This is a genomic window from Serratia sp. CY74737 (genome assembly GCF_052166775.1).
In the GTDB taxonomy this organism is placed as follows: domain Bacteria; phylum Pseudomonadota; class Gammaproteobacteria; order Enterobacterales; family Enterobacteriaceae; genus Serratia; species Serratia ureilytica.
Window position 1 is genome coordinate 62,053 of sequence record NZ_JBJNOF010000019.1, and the last position, 19,312, is coordinate 81,364.

Here is a 19,312-nt window from a genome sequence, read left to right on the forward strand (position 1 = left end):
AGACGAATTATGGCCATGCAATCTCAAGACATCATTCGTAAATCCGCCACCAATGGCTTCACGCCGGCGCCGCGCGCCCGTGACCACCAGGAAGAAGTGGCCAAACTGATCGATGTCACCACCTGTATCGGCTGCAAGGCCTGTCAGGTGGCCTGTTCCGAATGGAACGACATCCGCGACGAAGTGGGGCACAACGTCGGGGTGTACGATAACCCCGCCGATCTGACCGCCAAGTCGTGGACGGTGATGCGCTTCTCCGAGGTGGAGGAAAACGGCAAGCTGGAATGGCTGATCCGCAAGGATGGCTGCATGCACTGCGCCGATCCGGGCTGCCTGAAGGCCTGCCCGTCGGAAGGCGCGATCATTCAGTACGCCAACGGCATCGTCGACTTCCAGTCCGAGCACTGCATCGGCTGCGGCTACTGCATCGCCGGCTGCCCGTTCGACGTGCCGCGCATGAACAAGGACGACAACCGGGTGTACAAGTGCACCCTGTGCGTCGACCGCGTGGACGTCGGCCAAGAACCGGCCTGCGTGAAAACCTGCCCGACCGGCGCCATTCACTTCGGCACCAAGGAAGCGATGAAGCAGGTGGCGGCGGATCGCGTCAGCGAGCTGAACACCCGCGGCTACCAGAACGCCGGTCTGTACGATCCGGCAGGGGTGGGCGGCACGCACGTGATGTACGTGTTGCACCACGCCGACAAACCGCAGCTGTACCACGGTTTGCCGGACAACCCGAGCATCAGCCCGGCGGTGACCTTCTGGAAGGGCGTGTGGAAACCCCTGGCGGCCATCGGCTTTGCCGCCACCTTCGCGGCCAGCGTGTTCCACTATGTCGGCGTCGGGCCTAACCGCGTCGAGGATGAGGACGAGCACGACGAGTCGCATGACGAGGAGACGCGCAAATGAGAAAGGAAAAGCCCATTCAGCGTTACAGCGCGCCGGAGCGTATCAACCACTGGATAGTGGCGTTCTGCTTCGTGTTCGCCGCCATCAGCGGGCTGGGGTTCTTCTTCCCCTCCTTCAACTGGCTGATGAACATCTTCGGGACGCCGCAGCTGGCGCGCATTCTGCACCCGTTTGTCGGGGTCATCATGTTCGTCGCGTTCCTGCTGATGTTCCTGCGCTACTGGAAGCATAACCTGATCAACCGGGAAGATATCGTCTGGGCCAAGAACATCCACAAAATCGCCATGAACGAGGAAGTGGGTGACACCGGGCGCTATAATTTCGGTCAGAAGTGCGTGTTCTGGGCGGCGATTATCAGCCTGGTGCTGCTGCTGGCCAGCGGCGTGGTGATCTGGCGGCCGTATTTTGCGCCGTCGTTCTCCATCCCGCTGATCCGCATCGCGCTGCTGGTGCATTCGCTGGCCGCGGTCGGCCTTATCATCGTGATTATGGTGCACATTTACGCCGCATTGTGGGTAAAAGGCACCATTACCGCGATGGTGGAAGGCTGGGTGCCGGCGGCCTGGGCCAAGAAACATCATCCGCGCTGGTACCGTGAGGTCCGCGAGAAACGACAGGAAGATAAACCCTGATGAGTATCCGCATCGTTCCTAAAGAGCAGTTAGGGGCACAGCGTGAGAAGTCCACAACGGCGGAGAACATCCCGCCGTTACTTTTCGCCAACCTGAAAAGCCTGTACAGCCGCCGCGCCGATCGTCTGCGTCAGCTGGCGGTCGACAACCCGCTGGGTGACTACCTGAACTTTGCCGCCGAGCTGGCGCAGGCGCAGCAGCATGCGTTGCACGATAACCCGCTGCAGCTCGATCTGAGTGAAGCGTTGGTGCAGGGCGCCGCCAGCGGCAAACCGCCGCTCGATCTGAGCGTGTTCCCGCGCAGCGAGCACTGGCGCAAGCTGTTGACATCGCTGATCGCCGAGCTGCGTCCGCAGGCGCCGGAACACATTCTGGTGGTGCTGGACAACCTGGAGAAGGCCTCGGCGCACGAGCTGGAGCTGATGGCCGACGCCTTGCTCAACCGCGAGTTCGGCAAGGTGGGCAGCGAGAAGGCGCCGTTCCTCTGGGCCGCACTGTCGCTCTATTGGGCGCAGATGGCCAGCCTGATCCCCGGCAAGGCGCGCGCCGAATACGGCGAGCAGCGCCAGTTCTGCCCGGTGTGCGGCAGCATCCCGGTTTCCAGCATGGTGCATATCGGTACCGTTAACGGCCTGCGCTACCTGCACTGCAACCTGTGCGAAAGCGAATGGCACGTGGTGCGGGTGAAGTGCAGCAACTGCGAGCAGACCCGCGATCTCAACTACTGGTCGCTGGACAGCGAACAGGCGGCGGTGAAGGCGGAAAGCTGCGGCGACTGCGGCACTTACCTGAAGATCCTCTATCAGGAAAAAGACCCGCAGGTCGAAGCGGTGGCCGACGATCTGGCTTCGCTGGTGCTGGACGCCCGCATGGAAGAGGAAGGCTTCGGCCGCAGCAGCATCAATCCGTTCCTGTTCCCGGCGGAGTAACCGCCCGGCCCCGTTCGCGCGGGGCCGGACAAGCAATTTCAGAACGGGCTTCTGGCATTCGCCCGGGCGAGTTGCTACGTTTAGGCCATGACGCGCCAAGCGAAAGGAACCACGATGTTAAACACCCTGGCAAAACTGACCGCGGTCGCCGTGCTGGCGATCGGACTGGCGGCCTGCGACAACAAGGACGACACCAAACCGGCGGTGCCGCCACCGGACACCAAGCCGACCGTGACGCAGCCCGCGCCACCGCCGCCGCCTGCGCCGGTAGAGGCCCCACCCGCGCCGCCGGGGCTGAACGTGTCGCTGCAGAAGGGCAAGATCACCTTCGAGTTGCCGCCGGGCTTTAGCGATCAAACGCTGAACAGCGGCATCGTCAATGACAGCACCTCCACCATCCAGCGCTTCCTCGACGGCAAGTCGCGCCAGAGCGCGGTTTCGTCCGAAGTGATCCCGCCGGACGGCATGAAGATCAATACCAGCGACAAAATGCTGAAAGAGCTGACGCAGAGCGCCATCACGGTGCTGGCCGAGCGCTATCAGAATATCCAGACCACCAAAGAAGAGAACTTCACCGTCGGCAAACAGAAGTTTCGCCGGGTGGATACCGAGCAGACCGTCAACGGCCAAAAGGTGGTGTCCACCCTGGTGTTGACGGTGTTCAACAAACGGGTGGTAACGCTGCAAATGCTGTCGCCGGCCAAAACGCCGGAAGTGCATCAGGCGCTGGTGCAGCGGATTATCGATACTCTGGCGGTGAAGTAAGGGCATTGCGCCGCGGCCAGGACGAAGCGGAGGAGACCGGATGAAGCTTATCGGCAGTTACACCAGCCCCTTTGTGCGCAAGATTTCCGTGATGCTGCTGGAGAAGGGGATCGCGTTTGAATTCGTCAACGATCCGCCGTATGAGCCCGGCAGCCGGGTGAAGGAGCAGAACCCGCTTGGCAAAGTGCCGGTGCTGATCGCCGATGACGGCGAGGTGTTTTACGACTCGCCGATCGTGGCCGAATACCTCGAACTGCTGACGGTGGAGCCGGCGTTTTTGCCGGCCGATCGTGCCGTGGCGCTGCGCGTCCGCCAGGTGGCGGCGCTGGCGGACGGCGTGACCGAAGCGGCGGCGACGCTGTACCGCGAAAGCCGGCGCGCGCCGGAAAAGCAGGACGAAAACTGGATGCTGCGCCAGCGTGACAAACTGACGCACGGTCTGGATGCGCTGGAGGCGTTGGCGCAGGAAAAAACGTGGCTCAATGCCGAGCGGCTGACGCTGGCGGATATCGCCACCGGCTGCGCGCTGGGCTACCTGAATTTCCGCCGCATCCTGCCCAACTGGTGCGTCCAACGTCCGGCGCTGGTCAAGCTGGCCGAACGCCTGTTCGCCCGCGAAAGTTTCGCCCGCACGGCGCCGCCCTGAACGTTCTTTTCTCCCCGCCGCGGCGGGGTTTTGCTATGCCGATACGTCTAAACTGAAAACCGAGCGACCATGAGCACTGAATCCCACCTTCTTTACAGCCAACTGCCCGCCATCGACAGCCTGCTGCGTGAACCCGCGATTGAACCGCTGGTGGCGCAGCATGGCCAGACGCTGATCGGCGAACTGCTGCGCCAGCTGCAGGCCGAGGCGCGCGACGCGATAAAACAGCAGCAACGTTTACCGGCCTGGTGCGGCGACTGGCCGCAGGCGCTGCGGGCCGAGCTGGCCCGGCAGCAACGCCCGGCTTTGCTGCCGGTGTTCAACCTCAGCGGCACCGTGCTACATACCAACCTCGGGCGCGCCCTGCTGGCGCAGCCGGTGCAGGACGCGGTAAGCGCGGTGATGGGGGAGGCGGTGACGCTGGAGTACGATCTGGACGGCGCCGGGCGCGGCCATCGCGATCGGGCGGTGGCGAGTCTGCTGTGCCGGCTGACCGGCGCGGAAGACGCCTGCATCGTCAATAACAACGCGGCGGCGGTGCTGCTGATGCTGGCGGCGATCGCCCCCGGCAAAGAGGTGGTGGTGTCGCGCGGCGAGCTGGTGGAGATCGGCGGCGCGTTCCGCATTCCCGACGTGATGCGCCAGGCCGGCTGTCAATTGGTTGAGGTCGGCACCACCAACCGCACCCATCTGAAGGATTACCGCCAGGCCATCAACGAGCAGACCGGCCTGTTGATGAAAGTGCACACCAGCAACTACAGCATTCAGGGCTTTACCGCTGCGGTCGATGAGGCCGAACTGGCGCAGCTCGGGGCCGAACAGGGCGTGCCGACCGCCACCGATCTGGGCAGCGGCTCGCTGATCGATATGGCGCTGTACGGCCTGCCCGCCGAACCGATGCCGCAGCGGTTGCTGGCCGCCGGCGTCGATCTGGTGACGTTCTCCGGCGATAAGCTGCTGGGCGGCCCGCAAGCCGGCATCATCGTCGGCAAAAAGGCGCTGATCGCGCGCCTGCAGCAGCACCCGCTCAAGCGCGCGCTGCGCGTCGGCAAGCTGACGCTGGCGGCCCTGGAGGCCACGCTGCGGCTTTATTTGCAGCCGGAAAAACTGGCTGAGCAACTGCCGACGCTGCGGCTGCTGACCCGCCCGCAGCAGGAGATGCAACAGGCGGCCGAGCGGCTGCTGACGGCGCTGACGCCACGGTTCACCGCCGATTTCGCGCTGCGCGCCGAACCGTGCTGGTCGCAGATTGGCAGCGGTTCGCTGCCGGTGGATCGCCTGCCCAGCTATGCGCTGACCTTCACGCCGCGCGACGGCCGCGGCGCCACGCTGGAAGCGCTGGCTGAACGCTGGCGCCGCCTGCCGCAGCCGGTGATCGGCCGCCTCGGCGACGGCCGGCTGTGGCTGGATCTGCGCTGTCTGGAACAGGAAGGGGCGCTGATCGACGCGTTGAGCGCATCATGATCATCGCCACCGCTGGCCATGTCGATCATGGCAAAACCACTCTGCTGCAGGCGATCTCCGGGATCAACGCGGATCGCCTGCCGGAAGAAAAGCGCCGCGGCATGACCATCGATCTGGGCTACGCCTACTGGCCGCAGCCGGACGGCCGGGTGCTGGGCTTTATCGATGTGCCCGGCCACGAAAAATTCCTCGCCAATATGCTGGCGGGCGTCGGCGGCATTGACCATGCGCTGCTGGTGGTGGCCTGCGACGATGGTGTGATGGCGCAGACCCGAGAGCATCTGGCGATCCTGCGCCTAAGCGGGCGCCCGGCGCTGACGGTGGCGCTGACCAAGGCCGACCGGGTGGAGGCGGCGCGTGTCGATGAGGTGCGCGTTCAGGTGCGCGACGAGCTGGCGCGCCAGGGCTGGCCCGATGCGCCGCTGTTTGTCACCGCGGCGGCGGTGGGCGAGGGTATCGAGGCGCTGCGCGCGCATTTGCTGGCGCTGTCGCCCGGCGAGCATGCGCTGACGCGCCGTTTTCGTCTGGCGGTAGACCGTGCGTTCAGCGTCAAAGGAGCGGGGCTGGTGGTGACCGGCACCGCGCTCGGCGGCCGGGTGAAGGTGGGGGATACGCTGTGGCTGACCGGCGCCGACGCGCCGGTGCGGGTGCGCGGCCTGCATGCCCAGAATCAGACCGTGGAACAGGCGCAGGCCGGGCAACGCATCGCGCTTAACATCAGCGGCGATGTCGATAAAGACCGGATCGCGCGCGGCGAATGGCTGCTGGCGCAGCGCCCGCCGGAGGCGGCGGAACGCATTCTGGTGGCGCTTGAGACGGATCGGCCGATCCGCCATTGGCAGCCGCTGCATCTGCACCATGCCGCCAGCCACATCACCGGGCGCATTTCGCTGCTGAACGACGGGCTGGCGGAACTGATCCTCGATCGTCCGCTGTGGCTGGCGGAGAACGATCGGCTGGTGCTGCGCGATATCGGCGCGCGGCAAACGCTGGGCGCGGCCCGGGTACTCAGGCTGAATGCGCCCAAGCGCGGCAAGCGCCAGCCGGACTACCTGGCCTGGCTGCAGGCCCTGGCGCAGGCGCAAGACGATGCGCAGGCGCTGGCGCTTGAGCTGCCGCACGGCGCGCTGTCGCTGGCGGCGTTTGCCTGGGCGCGTCAGTTGACCGACGACGGCCTGGCGGCACTGCTGGCGAACCGCGATCTGCTGATCGTCGGTGACCGGGCGCTGGCGCAGGATCAGGTGCAACAGGCGGAAAGCCGCCTGCTGCAGGTGCTGGCGGAGTATCACCAACAGCACGCCGATCAGCTGGGCTTAGGGCGCGCCCGCCTGCGGCGCATGGCCCTGCCTCAGCAGCCGGAAACGCTGGTGTTTATGATGATCGATCGGCTGCTGAAGGCCGGCGCGCTGCGCAATACGCGCGGCTGGCTGCATCTGCCGGAACACGGCCTGGCGTTCAGCGCCGACGAGGCGCCGCTGTGGGCGCGCATCGAGCCGCTGTTCGGCGACGAGCCGTGGTGGGTGCGCGATCTGGCGAGCGAGCTGGGCGAAGAGGAAAGCCGGGTGCGCGCGCTGCTGCGCAAGGCGGCTCAGCTGGGCCATGTGACGGCGGTGGTGGTGGATCGCTACTACCTCAGCCGACGCATCGATCAGTTCGCGGCGCTGATCCGCGAGCTGGATGCGGAGCGCGGGGGCGCCAACGCCGCCGATTTCCGCGATCGGCTCGGCGTCGGGCGCAAGCTGGCGATCCAGGTGCTGGAGTTCTTCGATCGCAGCGGCTTTACCCGCCGCAAGGGCAACGAGCATCTGCTGCGCGACGGCGGGCTGTTCGGCAACTGATTGCGTGTTTTTTGTTCTCTGATGGCGGTATAATCAGCTTTAATCACTTTGATTGATATTGATTGTACTGAGGAGCAAGACGATGAATACGAAAGTCATCACCGCTCATGTCCCGCTGCCTTTGGCTGAAAAGGTGGATGAAATGGCCGCCAAACTTGAACGCTCACGGGGATGGATAGTGAAGCAAGCCCTCGCCGCCTGGCTTGAGCAAGAGGAAGAGCGCCGTCGGTTAACGCTGGCGGCGCTGGCCGATGTCGAACAGCAAAACGTTATCGATCATGAGTCGGTAGAAGCCTGGGCGGCCAGCCTGGACAGTGACGAGCCGCTGCCGGTACCGCGCTGATGGAGTTAAAATGGACGAGTAAGGCGCTATCGGATTTGGCGCGTTTGTTTGAGTTTCTTGCCTTGGCTAACCGCACTGCGGCAGCGAATTCGGTGAAGGCCTTGGTCGCCGCGCCTAAAGCGTTGCTCGATAATCCTCGCCTGGGTGAAAGACTGGACGAGTTTTTACCGCAGGAAGTGAGGCGTATTCTGGTCGGCCGTTATGAGATACGTTACCAGGTGCAGCCGGCAACGATTTATGTTCTGCGTATTTGGCATACCCGCGAAGAGCGATAGGCCGAATTCCCCTACCCGATAAACCTGACGCCGTGCCCGACGGGCGATCTCCGTCCTGTCGGCGTTGCTGTTGTTGGCGGTAGCGGTGGTGGGAGCGGGGTATGCGCTGGGGGGGCTGCTCGGCTGAAGTCGCATAAAAAACGCCGGTCGGGAAACCGGACCGGCGTTTTATCGTCGCGCTTATGCCGCGCCGTTCGGCTGCGGCGTGGGGTCGCCGTTGCGGCGTTTGGCGAGGAACAGCGCCACCAACGTCAGCCAGCACAGGCCGCTGATGAGGTTGAACAGGTTGAACAGCCCGCTGCCGCCCCAGACGTAGGCGACCTTGGCCAGCTCGATGCCGACGGTGAACACCATCATGCTCAGCATGCCCATGGTGGCGGACACGGTGCCTTTGCTGACGTTGCTGGAGAACAGCGTCAGGCGGTACAGCCCGGCGTTGGCGAGGCCGATGCCGAAGGCGTACAGGCTCAGGCCGGCGGTCATCCACAGGTAGGCGTGGCTGGAGAACTGAGTCGCCAGCGCGGCGATCAGCAGCCCTAACAGCATCGGGCCCGCGCCCAGCTTGATCAGGCGCTCCACGCTGTTTTTGCCGGTCAGGCGCGCCAGCGTCAGGTTGCCGAGGATCAGCGCGCCGAACACCGGGATTTGCAGCAGGCCGTAATCCAGCGTCGACAACGACTCCCCGCTGATCAGGATCACCGGCGACTGGGCGATCCAGGCCAGCAGCGGCAGGCTGGCGAAACCGATCGCCAGGGCGCCGCACAGGAAGCGGCGGTTGCCCAGCACCTGGCGGTAGTCGCGCCACAGGTTGGCGGCGGAGAACGCCTCGCCCTGCAGCGTGGCGGTCTCCGGCATGGCTTTCCACAGGCCGTAGAAGGCGATGGCCGCCAGCGCCGCAAACAGCACGAACATGCTTTGCCACGGTGCGACGTGGATCAGCGCCGCACCGGCCAGCGGCCCCAGCAGCGGGGCGATCAGCGCCACGTTAGCCATCAGGGCGGTGATTTTGATGCACACCGCCTCTTCGAACGACTCCTGAATCGTGGCGTAGCCGACCGCGCCGATAAAGCACAGGCCGATGCCCTGCAGGAAACGCATGGCGATGAACTGCTCGATGGTGGTGACCAGCAGGATCGCCAGGCAGGAGACGATAAAGAACGCCACCCCGGCCAGCATCACCGGGCGACGGCCGCGGCGATCCGACAGCGGCCCGAGCAGCCACTGCAGGAAGATGCCGCCGGCCAGATAGGCGGTCATCGAGGTGGGCACCCACTCTTCGCCGGCGTTGAAATCCGCCACGACGGCCAGCATGCCGGGCTGAATCATATCGTTGCCGATATAGGTGGCGAACTCGAACAGCACCAGACAAAGAGGGAATAAAAGCGCCTGCCGGCCCAAACGTGCCGCAGGTGGTAATGTCGTTTTCATATTATTGTACTGATAGTAAAAGAGAAAAAGGAACTGCCAGGGCGGGAAGCGCAAACTGAGCGAGTTATGGCGGCTATTTTGCCGCCAATTGTTCACCTTCGCAATCATAAGGTGTTGTTTAAGTGCATTCTGATATTTCGCTTTTGGGTTGTCGCCGAACGCCGTGCCCGATAACCTCTTCTTAACATATCAATATGACACAAGATCGGGCGAGCGTTTGAGCGAGAAAATCGGCTGGATAGACAACCTGCGGGCGATGGCGTGCATGATGGTGGTGATGATCCACGCCACCACCTATTACGTCACCAACGGCGCGGCGATAGGGTTGCACAACTGGGACATCGCCAACGTGCTGAACTCACTGTCGCGCGTGTCGGTGCCGCTGTTCTTCATGATTTCCGGCTACCTGTTCTTCGGCGAAAAGAGCGCCGGCCGGCGGCATTTCACCCGCATCCTCTGCTGCATTCTGTTCTACAGCGCCATTGCGCTGATCTATATCGCGGCTTTCACCAAGATCGGTTTCTGGCCGTCGCTGCGCGGCATCCTGCAAAAGCCGGTGTTCTATCATCTGTGGTTTTTCTACGCCATCGCGGTGATTTACCTGCTGTCGCCGCTGATTAGCGTCAAACCGGTATCGCGCCGCTACCTGGCCGCCGCGCTGGTGGTGTTGGCGGCGATCGCCAACCCGAATACCGACAAGCTGACCTTCGGCAACGCGCATCTGCTGCCGGTTAACCTGTATATCTACGGCGATACCTTCTACTACCTGCTGTATGCGTTGGCCGGACGGGCGATTGGCATGATGGAGGCGCGCGGGCGCGCCGTGGGCTGGTTGGCGGCGTTGGGATTTGCGCTGTGCGTGGCGCTGATCGCGCGCGGCACCAAACATCAGCTGTTCATCAACGGCAACTTCGCCGATACCTACTACATCTACAGCGGCCCGCTGGTGTTTATGGCGGCGGTGGCGCTGCTGGTGTGGGTGAAACACTGTCTGCCGCAGCCGATCGGCTGGCTGAGCGTATTTTCCCGTCATTCGCTGGCGATTTACGGTTTTCACGCCCTTATCGTCAACGTGATGCGCAATCGGCACCTTGATTTCACCGGCCACCCGCTGCTGGATATCTTCTGGGTGTTCGGCGTGGCGCTGGGGGGCAGCCTGCTGCTGTCTGTCGGCCTGCAGCGGCTGGATACCCGCCGGCTGGTGTCATAGCGGCGAGCGCTGGCGCTGCTGGGCGCGGCGCAGCTGCCGCCCGGAAGAAAACCCAGCTGCCAGCGCGGCCTTCTCCAAGCCATACCCTTGTTGCAGGCGCTGTTGCGCCACCGCCAGCCGCAGCTGCTCATGATACTCCCGCACGCTGATGCCGACGTGGTTGCGAAACAGCCGCGCCAGATGGCGGCTGCTGACGTGCGCCTTCTCCGCTATCTGCGGCACCGACCAGTCGGCCTCCGGCTCGGCGGCCATCACGTCCTGCGCGCGGTGCACCGCCGGGTGCAGGTGGTTGCGGTAACGCAGCCAGGGCGACAGCTGCGGATCGTCGCCGGCGCGGCGGAAATAAACCACCATGTCGCGTGCGACGTCGCGCGCCCGGCCGGAGCCGCAGTGGCGGTGGACCAAGTGCAGCGCCAAATCGATGCCGGTGGTGATGCCCGCGCTGGTGTAGACGCCGCGGTCTTCGACGAAGATGCGGTTCTCTTTCACCTGCGCCGCCGGCGCCTGCAGGCGGATACGTTCGATGACGTCGTGGTGGGTGGTGCACTGATAGCCGTCGAGCAGCCCGGCCTGCGCCGCCAGCAGCGCGCCGGAACAGATGCACACCAGGGTGATGCGCTGCCGTTGCAGATCGGGCCGCAGCGTCGCCAGCCAGCGGCGCGCCTGCTCGGCCTCCTCTCCGGCGAAATAGCGCTGCGAATCGCCGACGCCCGGCAGCACCAGGATGGCGCCGTCTTCCAGGCGCTCGGGCAACGGCTGCAGGCCGCTCAGCGTCATGCCGATGGAGCAGACGATCTGCGGCGCCGGGCTGAGGTAACGCAGGCTGAACTGCCCGGCGAGGCGCAGGGTTTCCGCCGGGCCGCTGACGTCCAGCGACAGCACGTTGGGCAACAGCAGAAAATAGACGGCCTGCGACATGATTACTCCTGTGCGAGTTGCGCCAGCGCCTCATCCACGCTGGCGATGCGGGCGAAACGATCGACCAGTACGGTTTCAGTATGCCGCTTCAACTGCGCGGGGGTAAAGACTTCGCCGCCGGGATGGCGCATCGGGAAGGTTAACGTCGCCTCAGTGACGAAAGTCACCCGATAACCGAGATCGGACGCCACCCGGGTGGTGGTTTCGCAGCACTGCTCGGTGCGGATGCCGGAGACGATCAGGTGGTTGATGTCCCGCTCGCGCAGCCAGGCGTCGAGGCCGGATTCGGTCAGCGCATTGTGCACATGCTTGTGTACGGTGATATCCGCCTGGTGGGTGAGGAACGGCAGGCGCTGCACATGGCCCGAAGCCAGTGAGAACGGCCCTTGCGGCGAAACGTGCAGCACGTCGACCAGCGCCGCGCCGCGCTGTCGGCAGCCCGCAATCAGGCGGGTCAGCGCCTGTTGAAACGCCGGCAGATCGTCCTCCTGCCAGAATGGACGGTGCTGGAATGATTGTTGGACATCGATGATCAATAACGCGCTCTGTGACATTTTCGGCCCTCCGCCAGTGTGTGTAGCGACCATCTTGCGCCGCGCCTTACTCTGGCAGAAGGCCAAAAACGGCCATCATGATGACAACAACGGACCGACCTTAGGCTTTGTTCACCTGGCCGGCGACCAGGCGCCCCTGATGGAAGGTGGCGCTGCGCGCCGGCAGACGGGCGACCGCCTCGGCGGAACAGCTGGCGTTGACCAGCACGAACTCGGCGGCATCGCCGGCTTTCGGCCAGGCGCGCTGCCCCTTATCGTCCAGCGGCAGCACGCCGCCGGTGGAGATGGCCATGGCGCGCGACAGGTGATACTCGTCGGAACCGCGGTACAGCTGGGCATACAGATTGGCCTTCTCCAGGATGTCGCCGGTGCCGAACGGCGACCAGTGGTCGATCACGCTGTCGGTGCCGGTCATCACGAACACCCCTTTCTCACTGAGCTGTGGCAGCGGCATCATCAGGCCGCCGATCGGCACCGTGGAGGCGATGGTGATCTGCTGCGCCGCCAGCCGGGTGGCGGTTTCCGCCAGTTCGCCCGGCGTCAACGTGGTCAGGGCGAAAGCGTGGCTGATGGTGACCTTGCCGCGCAGCGCCGGGTTTTTCTCCACGGTGGCGATCATGTAGTTGATGGCAGCGACCCCGGCCGGGCTGGTTTCATGCAGGTGGATATCCACGCCTTTGCCAGTATCGAGGGCGATCTGGAACATGGCGTCGAGCGATTTCTCCATCGCGCCGTCGACGTTGGTCGGATCCAGCCCGCCGATGTACTGCACGCCCATCTGCATCGCTTCGCGCATCAGCGCGTCGACCCTGGAGTGCAGCAGCCCGTGCTGCGGGAAAGCGACGATTTCACAGCTGAAGTTCGCCCGGTGGTTTTCCAGCGCGCGCTGCAGGTGCTCCAGGCTTTTCAGGCCGCTGACCGGATCGATATTGCAGTGGCTGCGCGCCACGGTGCTGCCTTTGGACTGCAGCAAGGCGATCAGGTTTTCCGCCCGTTGCTGCGAGGTGGGCAGCAGTGTCGGGATCAGCGTCTGCTCCAGCGCGATCATGTCCATGATGGTCTTGCCCTGGCGCGGGCGCGGCGCCTGCCACGGGCCGCTGTAGAAGGTTTTATCCAGGTGGATGTGCATATCGCGAAACGCCGGCAGCAGCAGCCGGCCCTGCGCCTTATAGCGGGGAACGCCGGCGGGCAACGCGGCGTTGGCGGCGTGAATGGTGGCGATCTTGCCGTCTTTGATCTCCAGGGTGTACAGCGCGGTGCGGGTGCCGATCACCGTTTCGCCGTCGTATTCAAAGCCGTCTTCCAGCCGCACCTCGCTCAGGCAGTAGTGGCGATCGGTCAGGGTCATCGGCGTTGGCGCACACGGCTCGCCGCCAGGCGAAGCGGCCTGCGCCATGCCGCCGGTCAGGCCGATCACTGCGCAAGCGGTGGTGAGTTTGCCGGTTTGGCTGAGGAAGGCTCTGCGGCCCGGTTGTTGAGGGTTTTCCACGTTCGGTTCCTTAATCCAGAGGTGAGGTGGGTGAAAACATCCCCCAATTTAGGAGAGGAACCGGCCGGTTGGCAGCGACATTTGCCACTAGTGACTATTCGATTTGGTAATGACTGGCGTCCACCGGCATTTATATCAACCCGCAAAACGCCGCCAGCCGCTGGGCCAGCGCCAGCGTGGCGGCGGGGGCGCCGTCGCGGTAGTAGAGCGCCAGTTCGAAGCTGTCTATCGGCGGCAATCCTTCGGCCGCGCCCAGTACCCGGTGCGTCGGCAAACGGCAGCCGGCCGGCAGCAGGGTGACGCCCAGCCCGGCGGCCGAAGCGGCGGTCAGCGCCGCCAGGCTGGCGCTGCTGTAGCCGATGCGCCAGCGTTTGCCGAGGTTGTCGAGCGCCTGGCACAGCTCGTCGCGGTACAGGCCGTTCAGTGGAAATACCGCCAGCGGCACCGGCGATTGCTCGATGGCCGGGAAGGCCAGGCTGTCCAGCCACAGCAGCGGTTCCGGCCGCGCGGCGCGCGGCGGTTGCCGGCGGCGCTGCTTCACCAGGATCAGATCCAGCTCTTCACGCGCGTAGGCGTTGTGCAGATCGGCGCTCAGGCCGCTGGCGACGTCCAGCCGCAGGTGCGGGTGCTCGCGGCTGAAGTCGGCCAGCAGCCCGGTGGTGGGCACGGCGAAATCCTCCGGCATGCCGATCCGCAGCACGCCGTCGCGCCAGATGCCGGTCAGCGCATCGTGGGCTTCTTCATTCAGCGCGATAATGCGGCGCGCGTAGCTCAACAGCTTGACGCCTTCTTCGGTCAGCAGCACCTGATGCGAGGAACGCTCAAACAGCGGCTTGCCCAGCATCTCTTCCAGCCGGCGCACCTGCTGGCTGACGGTGGACTGCGACAAAAACACCCGCTCTGCGGCGCGGGTGAAGCTGTTGCTGTCGCACACGGCGACGAAGCTGAGCAGCAGCTGCGGATTGAACATCGGGTAGCGATTCATTTTCCCACTGTTGGCTATTTTATTATTTAATTTCCCAATACTAGCGGCGTTGCCTACAGTAACGCAACGCTGCGGCGATCGCGCTGTGACGCCGCACTCTTCATTTCGCAGTACCAGGAATATACCTTGTTAAATCATTCTGTTAATTCACCTTCTCCGCGCCGTTGGCTCAATCCTCTGCTGCTGGCGCTGGTGTTGATCGGCCTGAACATGCGGCCGCTGTTGACCTCGATTGGCCCGTTGCTGCCGACGTTGCGCCAGGCTACCGGGCTGAGTTTTGGCGGCGCGGCGCTGTTGACCACGCTGCCGGTGCTGATGATGGGCCTGATGGCGCTGGCGGGCGGCGCCATCAACCGACTGTTCAGCGAACGCAGCGCCGTGGCGTTGAGCCTGCTGGCGATCGGGCTGGGCGCGCTTTGGCGCGAACTGGCCCCCGGCAGCGTGCAACTGCTGATGAGCGCGGTGCTGGGCGGGCTCGGCATTGGGGTGATCCAGGCGGTGATGCCCAGCATCATCAAGCATCACTTCCTCAAAAGCATGGCGCTGGTGGCGGGGTTGTGGTCGGCGGCGCTGATGGGCGGTGGCGGGTTGGGGGCGGCGATCACGCCGTGGCTGATGAGCGTAGGGCACGACTGGCACAGCGCACTGGCCTGGTGGGCGTTGCCGGCCCTGGTGGCGCTGCTGGCCTGGTGGCCGGTCAGCCGCGGGCTGTCTCGCCTGGGCGCGGCGGGCGAAAACTGCGGGCCAAGCCTGCTGCGCAGCCGGCGCGCCTGGCTGCTCGGCGCCTACTTTGGCCTGATCAACGGCGGTTATACCAGCCTGATCGCCTGGTTGCCGCCGTATTACATGCAGCTCGGCTGGCAGCCGCAGGCCAGCGGTTCGCTGCTGGCGCTGATGACCTTCGGCCAGGTGATGGGCGCGCTGCTGTTGCCGGCGCTGGCGCGCAATCATGACCGGCGGCCGCTGTTGTTGCTGGCGCTGATGATGCAACTGATCGGCTTTATCGGCCTGATTTATCTGCCGCAGACGCTGCCGTGGCTGTGGGTGTTGCTTTCCGGGCTGGGGCTGGGCGGCGCGTTCCCGCTGTGTCTGGTGCTGGCGCTCGATCACTTGCACCAGCCGGCGGCGGCCGGGCGACTGGTGGCCTTCATGCAGGGCGTCGGTTTCCTGCTGGCGGGCTTCACGCCTTACCTCTCTGGCCTGCTGCGCGACTACAGCGGTGGCTTCGTGCTGGACTGGCAGATCCACGCGCTGCTGGTGGTGGTGTTGATCGCCATCACCTGGCGCTTCCATCCGCACAGCTACCGGCGGGCGTTCGCCGAATAATATTTCTGTCATTGCCGCTCCCTATAGTGACGTTGCTTTTACTTCTGGGCGATAACAACGAAAAGGGACAATGACATGCACAACACCAAAACCCGGCTGGCGCTGCTGGTCGGCTGCATGGCGCTGAGCGCCAACCTGTGGGCCGACGCGCAGCCGGTGCCGGCGACGTTGGCGGGACATGCGCTGCTGCCGGTGAAATCCGCCGTTTCCACACCGAAGGACGCGCCGAGCGATCTGCAGCAGAGCGGCAAATACACCAGCGGCAAACGCGTCACCGAGTTGGGCAGTGTGGCGGGTAAATCCGCCGATCGCCTGACCGGGATCGGCCTGCCGATCAACGGCCAGCCGCTGCAGGGCCACTCCGGCATCAAACACATGCCCGACGGCACTTACTGGGTGCTGACCGACAATGGTTTCGGCAGCAAGGCCAACTCCCCGGACGCCATGCTGTATCTCAACCACTACAAGATCGATTTCAAAGACGGCACGGTCGCGCCGCTGAAGACGGTGTTCCTGCACGATCCGGATAAAAAGGTGCCGTTCCACATCATCAACGAGAGCACCGAGCAGCGCTATCTGACCGGCAGCGATTTCGATCCGGAAAGCTTCCAGTTTGCCGACGATGCCTTATGGATCGGTGAAGAGTTCGGGCCTTACCTGATCAAGGCCGACCTGAACGGCAAGGTGCTGGCGGTGTTCGACACCAAAGTGGACGGCAAGGTGGTGAAATCGCCGGACAACCCGACGCTAACCCTGCCGGGCGCGCCGGACGGCAAGCAGAACTTTCAGGTGGCGCGTTCCAAAGGCTTTGAAGGCATGGCCGCCTCGCCGGACGGCAGCAAGCTGTACCCGCTGCTGGAAGGGGCGCTGTGGGATGGCGAACAGTTCGAGAACGTCGGCGGCAAACGCTACCTGCGGGTGCTGGAGTTCGACGTCAAACAGCAGGCATGGACCGGCCGCAGCTGGCAGTACGTACTGGAAGACAACCAGAATGCCATCGGCGACTTCAACATGATCGACGCCACCCACGGGCTGGTGATCGAGCGCGACAACGGCGAAGGCACGCCGGATAAAGCCTGCGCCGCCGGCGCGCCAACCGACAACTGCTTCAGCCAGGTGGCCAAGTTCAAGCGAGTGTATAAAATCGCTTTCTCGGACGCCAACGTCGGCAAACCGGTCGAAAAACTGGGCTATATCGACCTGATGAACATTCAGGATCCGAACAAGCTGGCGCGCAAGCCGCTGAACGACGGCGTGCTGACCTTCCCGTTCTTCACCATCGAAAACGTGGACGTGGTGGACGCCAACCACATCATCGTCGGCAACGACAACAACTTCCCGTTCTCCTCCAGCCGCCAGCCCAATATGGCGGATGACAACGAGTTCATCCTGCTGGACGTGAAGGATTTCCTGAAGTAGCGCTCCCCGGCCGCCGAATCACCGGCGGCCGCCATATTCCCGCTTAGCGCAGCGAACAAACTGCGCTATAATCAGCGCCTTGCTTCTTCTCTTCTCCAAGGAAGATCCTCGTCCCCGGTGGGGCGGCCGGACTTCAAATCCGGTTGGGGCCGCCAGCGGTCCTGGGCAGGTTCGACTCCTGTGATCTTCCGCCAATCGAGTTCTCCTGAAGTCTCCTAAACTCCATAAATCCCTTATCAAACCTAGAAAAACAAACCATTACTATCCACGGGTGTCAACCGGCGTCAACTGGAATTAATGCGATTTTGGGGGCATAATGGGGGGCATGGAATGGATGCTATTTTGGAGATGCCCCCAATGAAGTTAACAGCACGGCAAGTAGATACCGCCAAGCCAAAAGAGAAACCTTATAAGCTCTCTGATGGTGGCGGTCTGTATCTGGAAGTTGCACCTAATGGCTCTCGCTATTGGCGCATGAAATACCGCATCAACGGTAAAGAGAAGCGTCTCTCCTTTGGCGTTTACCCCATTATTTCGTTGGCGGTTGCACGAGATGAAAGAGAAAAAGCAAAGAGGGTACTCGCTACCGGTGGTGATCCAGGGGAAGTAAAGAAAGCCGGGAAATTGGCTCAGAAACTCTCTATCGAGAATACCTTCGAGGCAATTGCCAGAGAGTGGCATAAATCCAAGGCTGATCGTTGGTCACTGCGCTATCGTGATGAAATTATTGATACCTTCGAGAAGGATATTTTCCCCTTTATCGGTAAGCGACCTATTGCAGAAATCAAACCGATGGAGCTATTGGAAACACTGAAGCGTATGGAAAAACGCGGTGCGTTGGAGAAGATGCGCAAAGTACGCCAGCGCTGTGGCGAGGTGTTCCGTTATGCCATTATCACCGGTCGGGCCGAGTATAACCCTGCACCCGATCTGGCCTCAGCCCTAACCCCGCCGAAGAAACAACACTTCCCTTTCCTGACGGCTCAGGAGTTACCTTATTTTCTCAACGATCTAGCGGGCTATACCGGTAGCATCATCACCAAAACGGCTACCCGCATTATCATGCTGACGGGCGTCAGAACCCAAGAACTGAGATTTGCACGCTGGCAGGATATCGATCTCGATAAAGGCATGTGGAACATACCGCCGGAAGTGATGAAAATGAAGCGACCACACGTCGTCCCTCTATCAACGCAAGTTGTCGATCTGTTCGGTTCTCTTAAGCCAATTACGGGTGCTTATCCCTTGGTATTCATTGGGAGAAACGATCACCGTAAGCCAATCAGCAAGGAAAGCGTGAATCAGGTTATCGAGCTACTGGGTTACAAGGGACGGCTGACGGGGCACGGTTTCCGCCACACGATGAGCACCATCTTGCATGAGCAAGGCTATAACTCGGCTTGGATTGAGACGCAGCTTGCTCACGTGGATAAGAACAGTATACGTGGCACTTACAACCACGCTAAGTACCTGGATGGACGGCGCGAAATGCTGCAGTGGTATGCCGACTATATGGACAACCTTCAGCGCGGTGGGAATGTGGTTCATGGGGAATTTGGATGTCGTGCTTAAGCTAACTTAATTTTTCATAATCATATCAATAAAATAGATCGGCGGTGCTAGCGAAAGTGTTGGCACTGTTGGTTTCAGCCGCCACTTGTTTTTTTGTTTCGGTGAGATAATGGAATATTTGCTCTGGGTTGGGGACCGTATCCCGGCCGGAACCGATGATCGCGAACACCGTCAATAAAGTAATGCGTATGATGGACTATCATACCTAGGTTGAAATTAGGTGACGAATTGTCAACGCCAAGGTTTTTGGCCGGATTTCAGAACCATGGCATGTAGTTCATTGATCGAGTCGGGGATGTGGTCGAAGGATGCAGTAGAGCGGCAGATGAGCCACCAGGAACGTAACTCTGTGCGTGCGTCTTACCTTCATAAGGCGGAGCATTTGGATGAGCGGAGGCTAATGCTGCAGTGGTGGGCTGATTTTCTGGATGCGAATCGGGAGAAGATTATCGTTCCTTTTGATTATGCAAAAATCAATAGCCCACTCCGATAGAAGAAGCAACTACCTGATTTTGCAGGTACTGGTAAGAAATATCGCGAGGGTTAATTTACTGCAGGAAATTTCCTTCGCTCATAAACTATGCAAACAGCACCGCCGATCGCCGTA

General features: G+C 62.5%; 18 protein-coding genes, 1 tRNA gene and 1 pseudogene. 15 read left to right on the top strand and 5 right to left on the bottom strand.

Annotation, left to right across the window (positions count from 1 at the left end; all coding sequences use genetic code 11):
- The first annotated feature begins 9 nt into the window (after positions 1-9).
- From fdxH to ACJ8PE_RS22740, 9 genes are all read left to right on the top strand, one after another.
- On the top strand, positions 10-912 hold the full coding sequence (gene fdxH, locus ACJ8PE_RS22700; RefSeq protein ID WP_004934014.1) for a formate dehydrogenase subunit beta: 903 nt from the start codon (positions 10-12) through the stop codon (positions 910-912).
- Positions 909-1,544: a formate dehydrogenase cytochrome b556 subunit gene (fdoI, locus tag ACJ8PE_RS22705; RefSeq protein WP_197792990.1), complete on the top strand. Its 636-nt coding sequence runs from the start codon at positions 909-911 to the stop codon at positions 1,542-1,544. The genes fdxH and fdoI overlap by 4 nt, the downstream gene beginning before the upstream one ends.
- Positions 1,544-2,473: a formate dehydrogenase accessory protein FdhE gene (gene fdhE / locus ACJ8PE_RS22710; protein WP_033645113.1), complete on the top strand. Its 930-nt coding sequence runs from the start codon at positions 1,544-1,546 to the stop codon at positions 2,471-2,473. Before fdoI ends, fdhE begins: the two co-directional genes overlap by 1 nt.
- A 114-nt stretch (positions 2,474-2,587) precedes the next feature.
- Positions 2,588-3,238 (top strand): DcrB-related protein, encoded by a 651-nt coding sequence (locus ACJ8PE_RS22715; protein ID WP_033645112.1) that lies wholly within the window; start codon positions 2,588-2,590, stop codon positions 3,236-3,238.
- A gap of 40 nt (positions 3,239-3,278) precedes the next feature.
- On the top strand, positions 3,279-3,884 hold the full coding sequence (locus tag ACJ8PE_RS22720; RefSeq protein WP_033645111.1) for a glutathione S-transferase: 606 nt from the start codon (positions 3,279-3,281) through the stop codon (positions 3,882-3,884).
- 69 nt (positions 3,885-3,953) lie between these two features.
- Positions 3,954-5,348: an L-seryl-tRNA(Sec) selenium transferase gene (gene selA, locus ACJ8PE_RS22725; protein WP_197760396.1), complete on the top strand. Its 1,395-nt coding sequence runs from the start codon at positions 3,954-3,956 to the stop codon at positions 5,346-5,348.
- The gene (gene selB, locus ACJ8PE_RS22730; protein ID WP_197796770.1) at positions 5,345-7,186 is read left to right on the top strand and encodes a selenocysteine-specific translation elongation factor; all 1,842 of its coding nucleotides are present in this window, start codon (positions 5,345-5,347) and stop codon (positions 7,184-7,186) included. Before selA ends, selB begins: the two co-directional genes overlap by 4 nt.
- Positions 7,187-7,268: 82 nt before the next feature.
- Positions 7,269-7,529 carry a CopG family ribbon-helix-helix protein gene (locus ACJ8PE_RS22735; protein ID WP_033639076.1) on the top strand — a complete coding sequence of 87 codons (261 nt, stop codon included), beginning with the start codon at positions 7,269-7,271 and terminating at the stop codon, positions 7,527-7,529.
- Positions 7,529-7,804, top strand: coding sequence for a type II toxin-antitoxin system RelE/ParE family toxin (locus tag ACJ8PE_RS22740; RefSeq protein ID WP_033636570.1), 276 nt, complete (start codon positions 7,529-7,531; stop codon positions 7,802-7,804). The genes ACJ8PE_RS22735 and ACJ8PE_RS22740 overlap by 1 nt, the downstream gene beginning before the upstream one ends.
- 180 nt (positions 7,805-7,984) lie before the next feature.
- Here the strand turns inward: ACJ8PE_RS22740 and ACJ8PE_RS22745 are convergent, their stop codons facing one another.
- Complete coding sequence (locus tag ACJ8PE_RS22745) at positions 7,985-9,232, bottom strand: MFS transporter (RefSeq protein ID WP_033633516.1); 1,248 nt, start codon at positions 9,230-9,232, stop codon at positions 7,985-7,987.
- A gap of 217 nt (positions 9,233-9,449) precedes the next feature.
- Here ACJ8PE_RS22745 and ACJ8PE_RS22750 point away from each other — a divergent pair, with 217 nt between their 5' ends.
- Positions 9,450-10,442 (top strand): acyltransferase, encoded by a 993-nt coding sequence (locus ACJ8PE_RS22750; protein WP_033652295.1) that lies wholly within the window; start codon positions 9,450-9,452, stop codon positions 10,440-10,442.
- On the opposite strand, the gene ACJ8PE_RS22755 is transcribed toward ACJ8PE_RS22750, so the two are convergent.
- The 4 genes from ACJ8PE_RS22755 to ACJ8PE_RS22770 all read right to left on the bottom strand — a co-directional run bounded on the left by ACJ8PE_RS22755 (position 10,437) and on the right by ACJ8PE_RS22770 (position 14,388).
- On the bottom strand, positions 10,437-11,360 hold the full coding sequence (locus tag ACJ8PE_RS22755; protein ID WP_101452792.1) for a GlxA family transcriptional regulator: 924 nt from the start codon (positions 11,358-11,360) through the stop codon (positions 10,437-10,439). The two genes, ACJ8PE_RS22750 and ACJ8PE_RS22755, sit on opposite strands and share 6 nt — an antisense overlap.
- Positions 11,361-11,362: 2 nt before the next feature.
- Complete coding sequence (locus ACJ8PE_RS22760) at positions 11,363-11,914, bottom strand: isochorismatase family protein (protein WP_197666728.1); 552 nt, start codon at positions 11,912-11,914, stop codon at positions 11,363-11,365.
- Positions 11,915-12,014: 100 nt separating this feature from the next.
- The gene (locus ACJ8PE_RS22765; RefSeq protein WP_197796766.1) at positions 12,015-13,403 is read right to left on the bottom strand and encodes an amidohydrolase family protein; all 1,389 of its coding nucleotides are present in this window, start codon (positions 13,401-13,403) and stop codon (positions 12,015-12,017) included.
- A gap of 130 nt (positions 13,404-13,533) precedes the next feature.
- Positions 13,534-14,388 carry a LysR family transcriptional regulator gene (locus tag ACJ8PE_RS22770; protein WP_197760392.1) on the bottom strand — a complete coding sequence of 285 codons (855 nt, stop codon included), beginning with the start codon at positions 14,386-14,388 and terminating at the stop codon, positions 13,534-13,536.
- A gap of 126 nt (positions 14,389-14,514) precedes the next feature.
- Here ACJ8PE_RS22770 and ACJ8PE_RS22775 point away from each other — a divergent pair, with 126 nt between their 5' ends.
- The 5 genes and pseudogenes from ACJ8PE_RS22775 to ACJ8PE_RS22795 form a co-directional block, all read left to right on the top strand.
- Entirely contained in the window at positions 14,515-15,714 is a 1,200-nt protein-coding gene (locus ACJ8PE_RS22775) for a cyanate transporter (protein ID WP_197796203.1), read from the top strand.
- Between the two features lie 75 nt (positions 15,715-15,789).
- The gene (locus ACJ8PE_RS22780) at positions 15,790-17,133 is read left to right on the top strand and encodes an esterase-like activity of phytase family protein (RefSeq protein WP_042783417.1); all 1,344 of its coding nucleotides are present in this window, start codon (positions 15,790-15,792) and stop codon (positions 17,131-17,133) included.
- 99 nt (positions 17,134-17,232) lie between these two features.
- Positions 17,233-17,327 (top strand) — tRNA-Sec (locus ACJ8PE_RS22785).
- 163 nt (positions 17,328-17,490) lie between these two features.
- Positions 17,491-18,705: a tyrosine-type recombinase/integrase gene (locus tag ACJ8PE_RS22790; RefSeq protein WP_442536886.1), complete on the top strand. Its 1,215-nt coding sequence runs from the start codon at positions 17,491-17,493 to the stop codon at positions 18,703-18,705.
- A gap of 256 nt (positions 18,706-18,961) precedes the next feature.
- Positions 18,962-19,198 (top strand): annotated as a pseudogene (locus ACJ8PE_RS22795) (integrase); the annotation flags it as partial.
- Positions 19,199-19,312 lie beyond the last annotated feature (114 nt).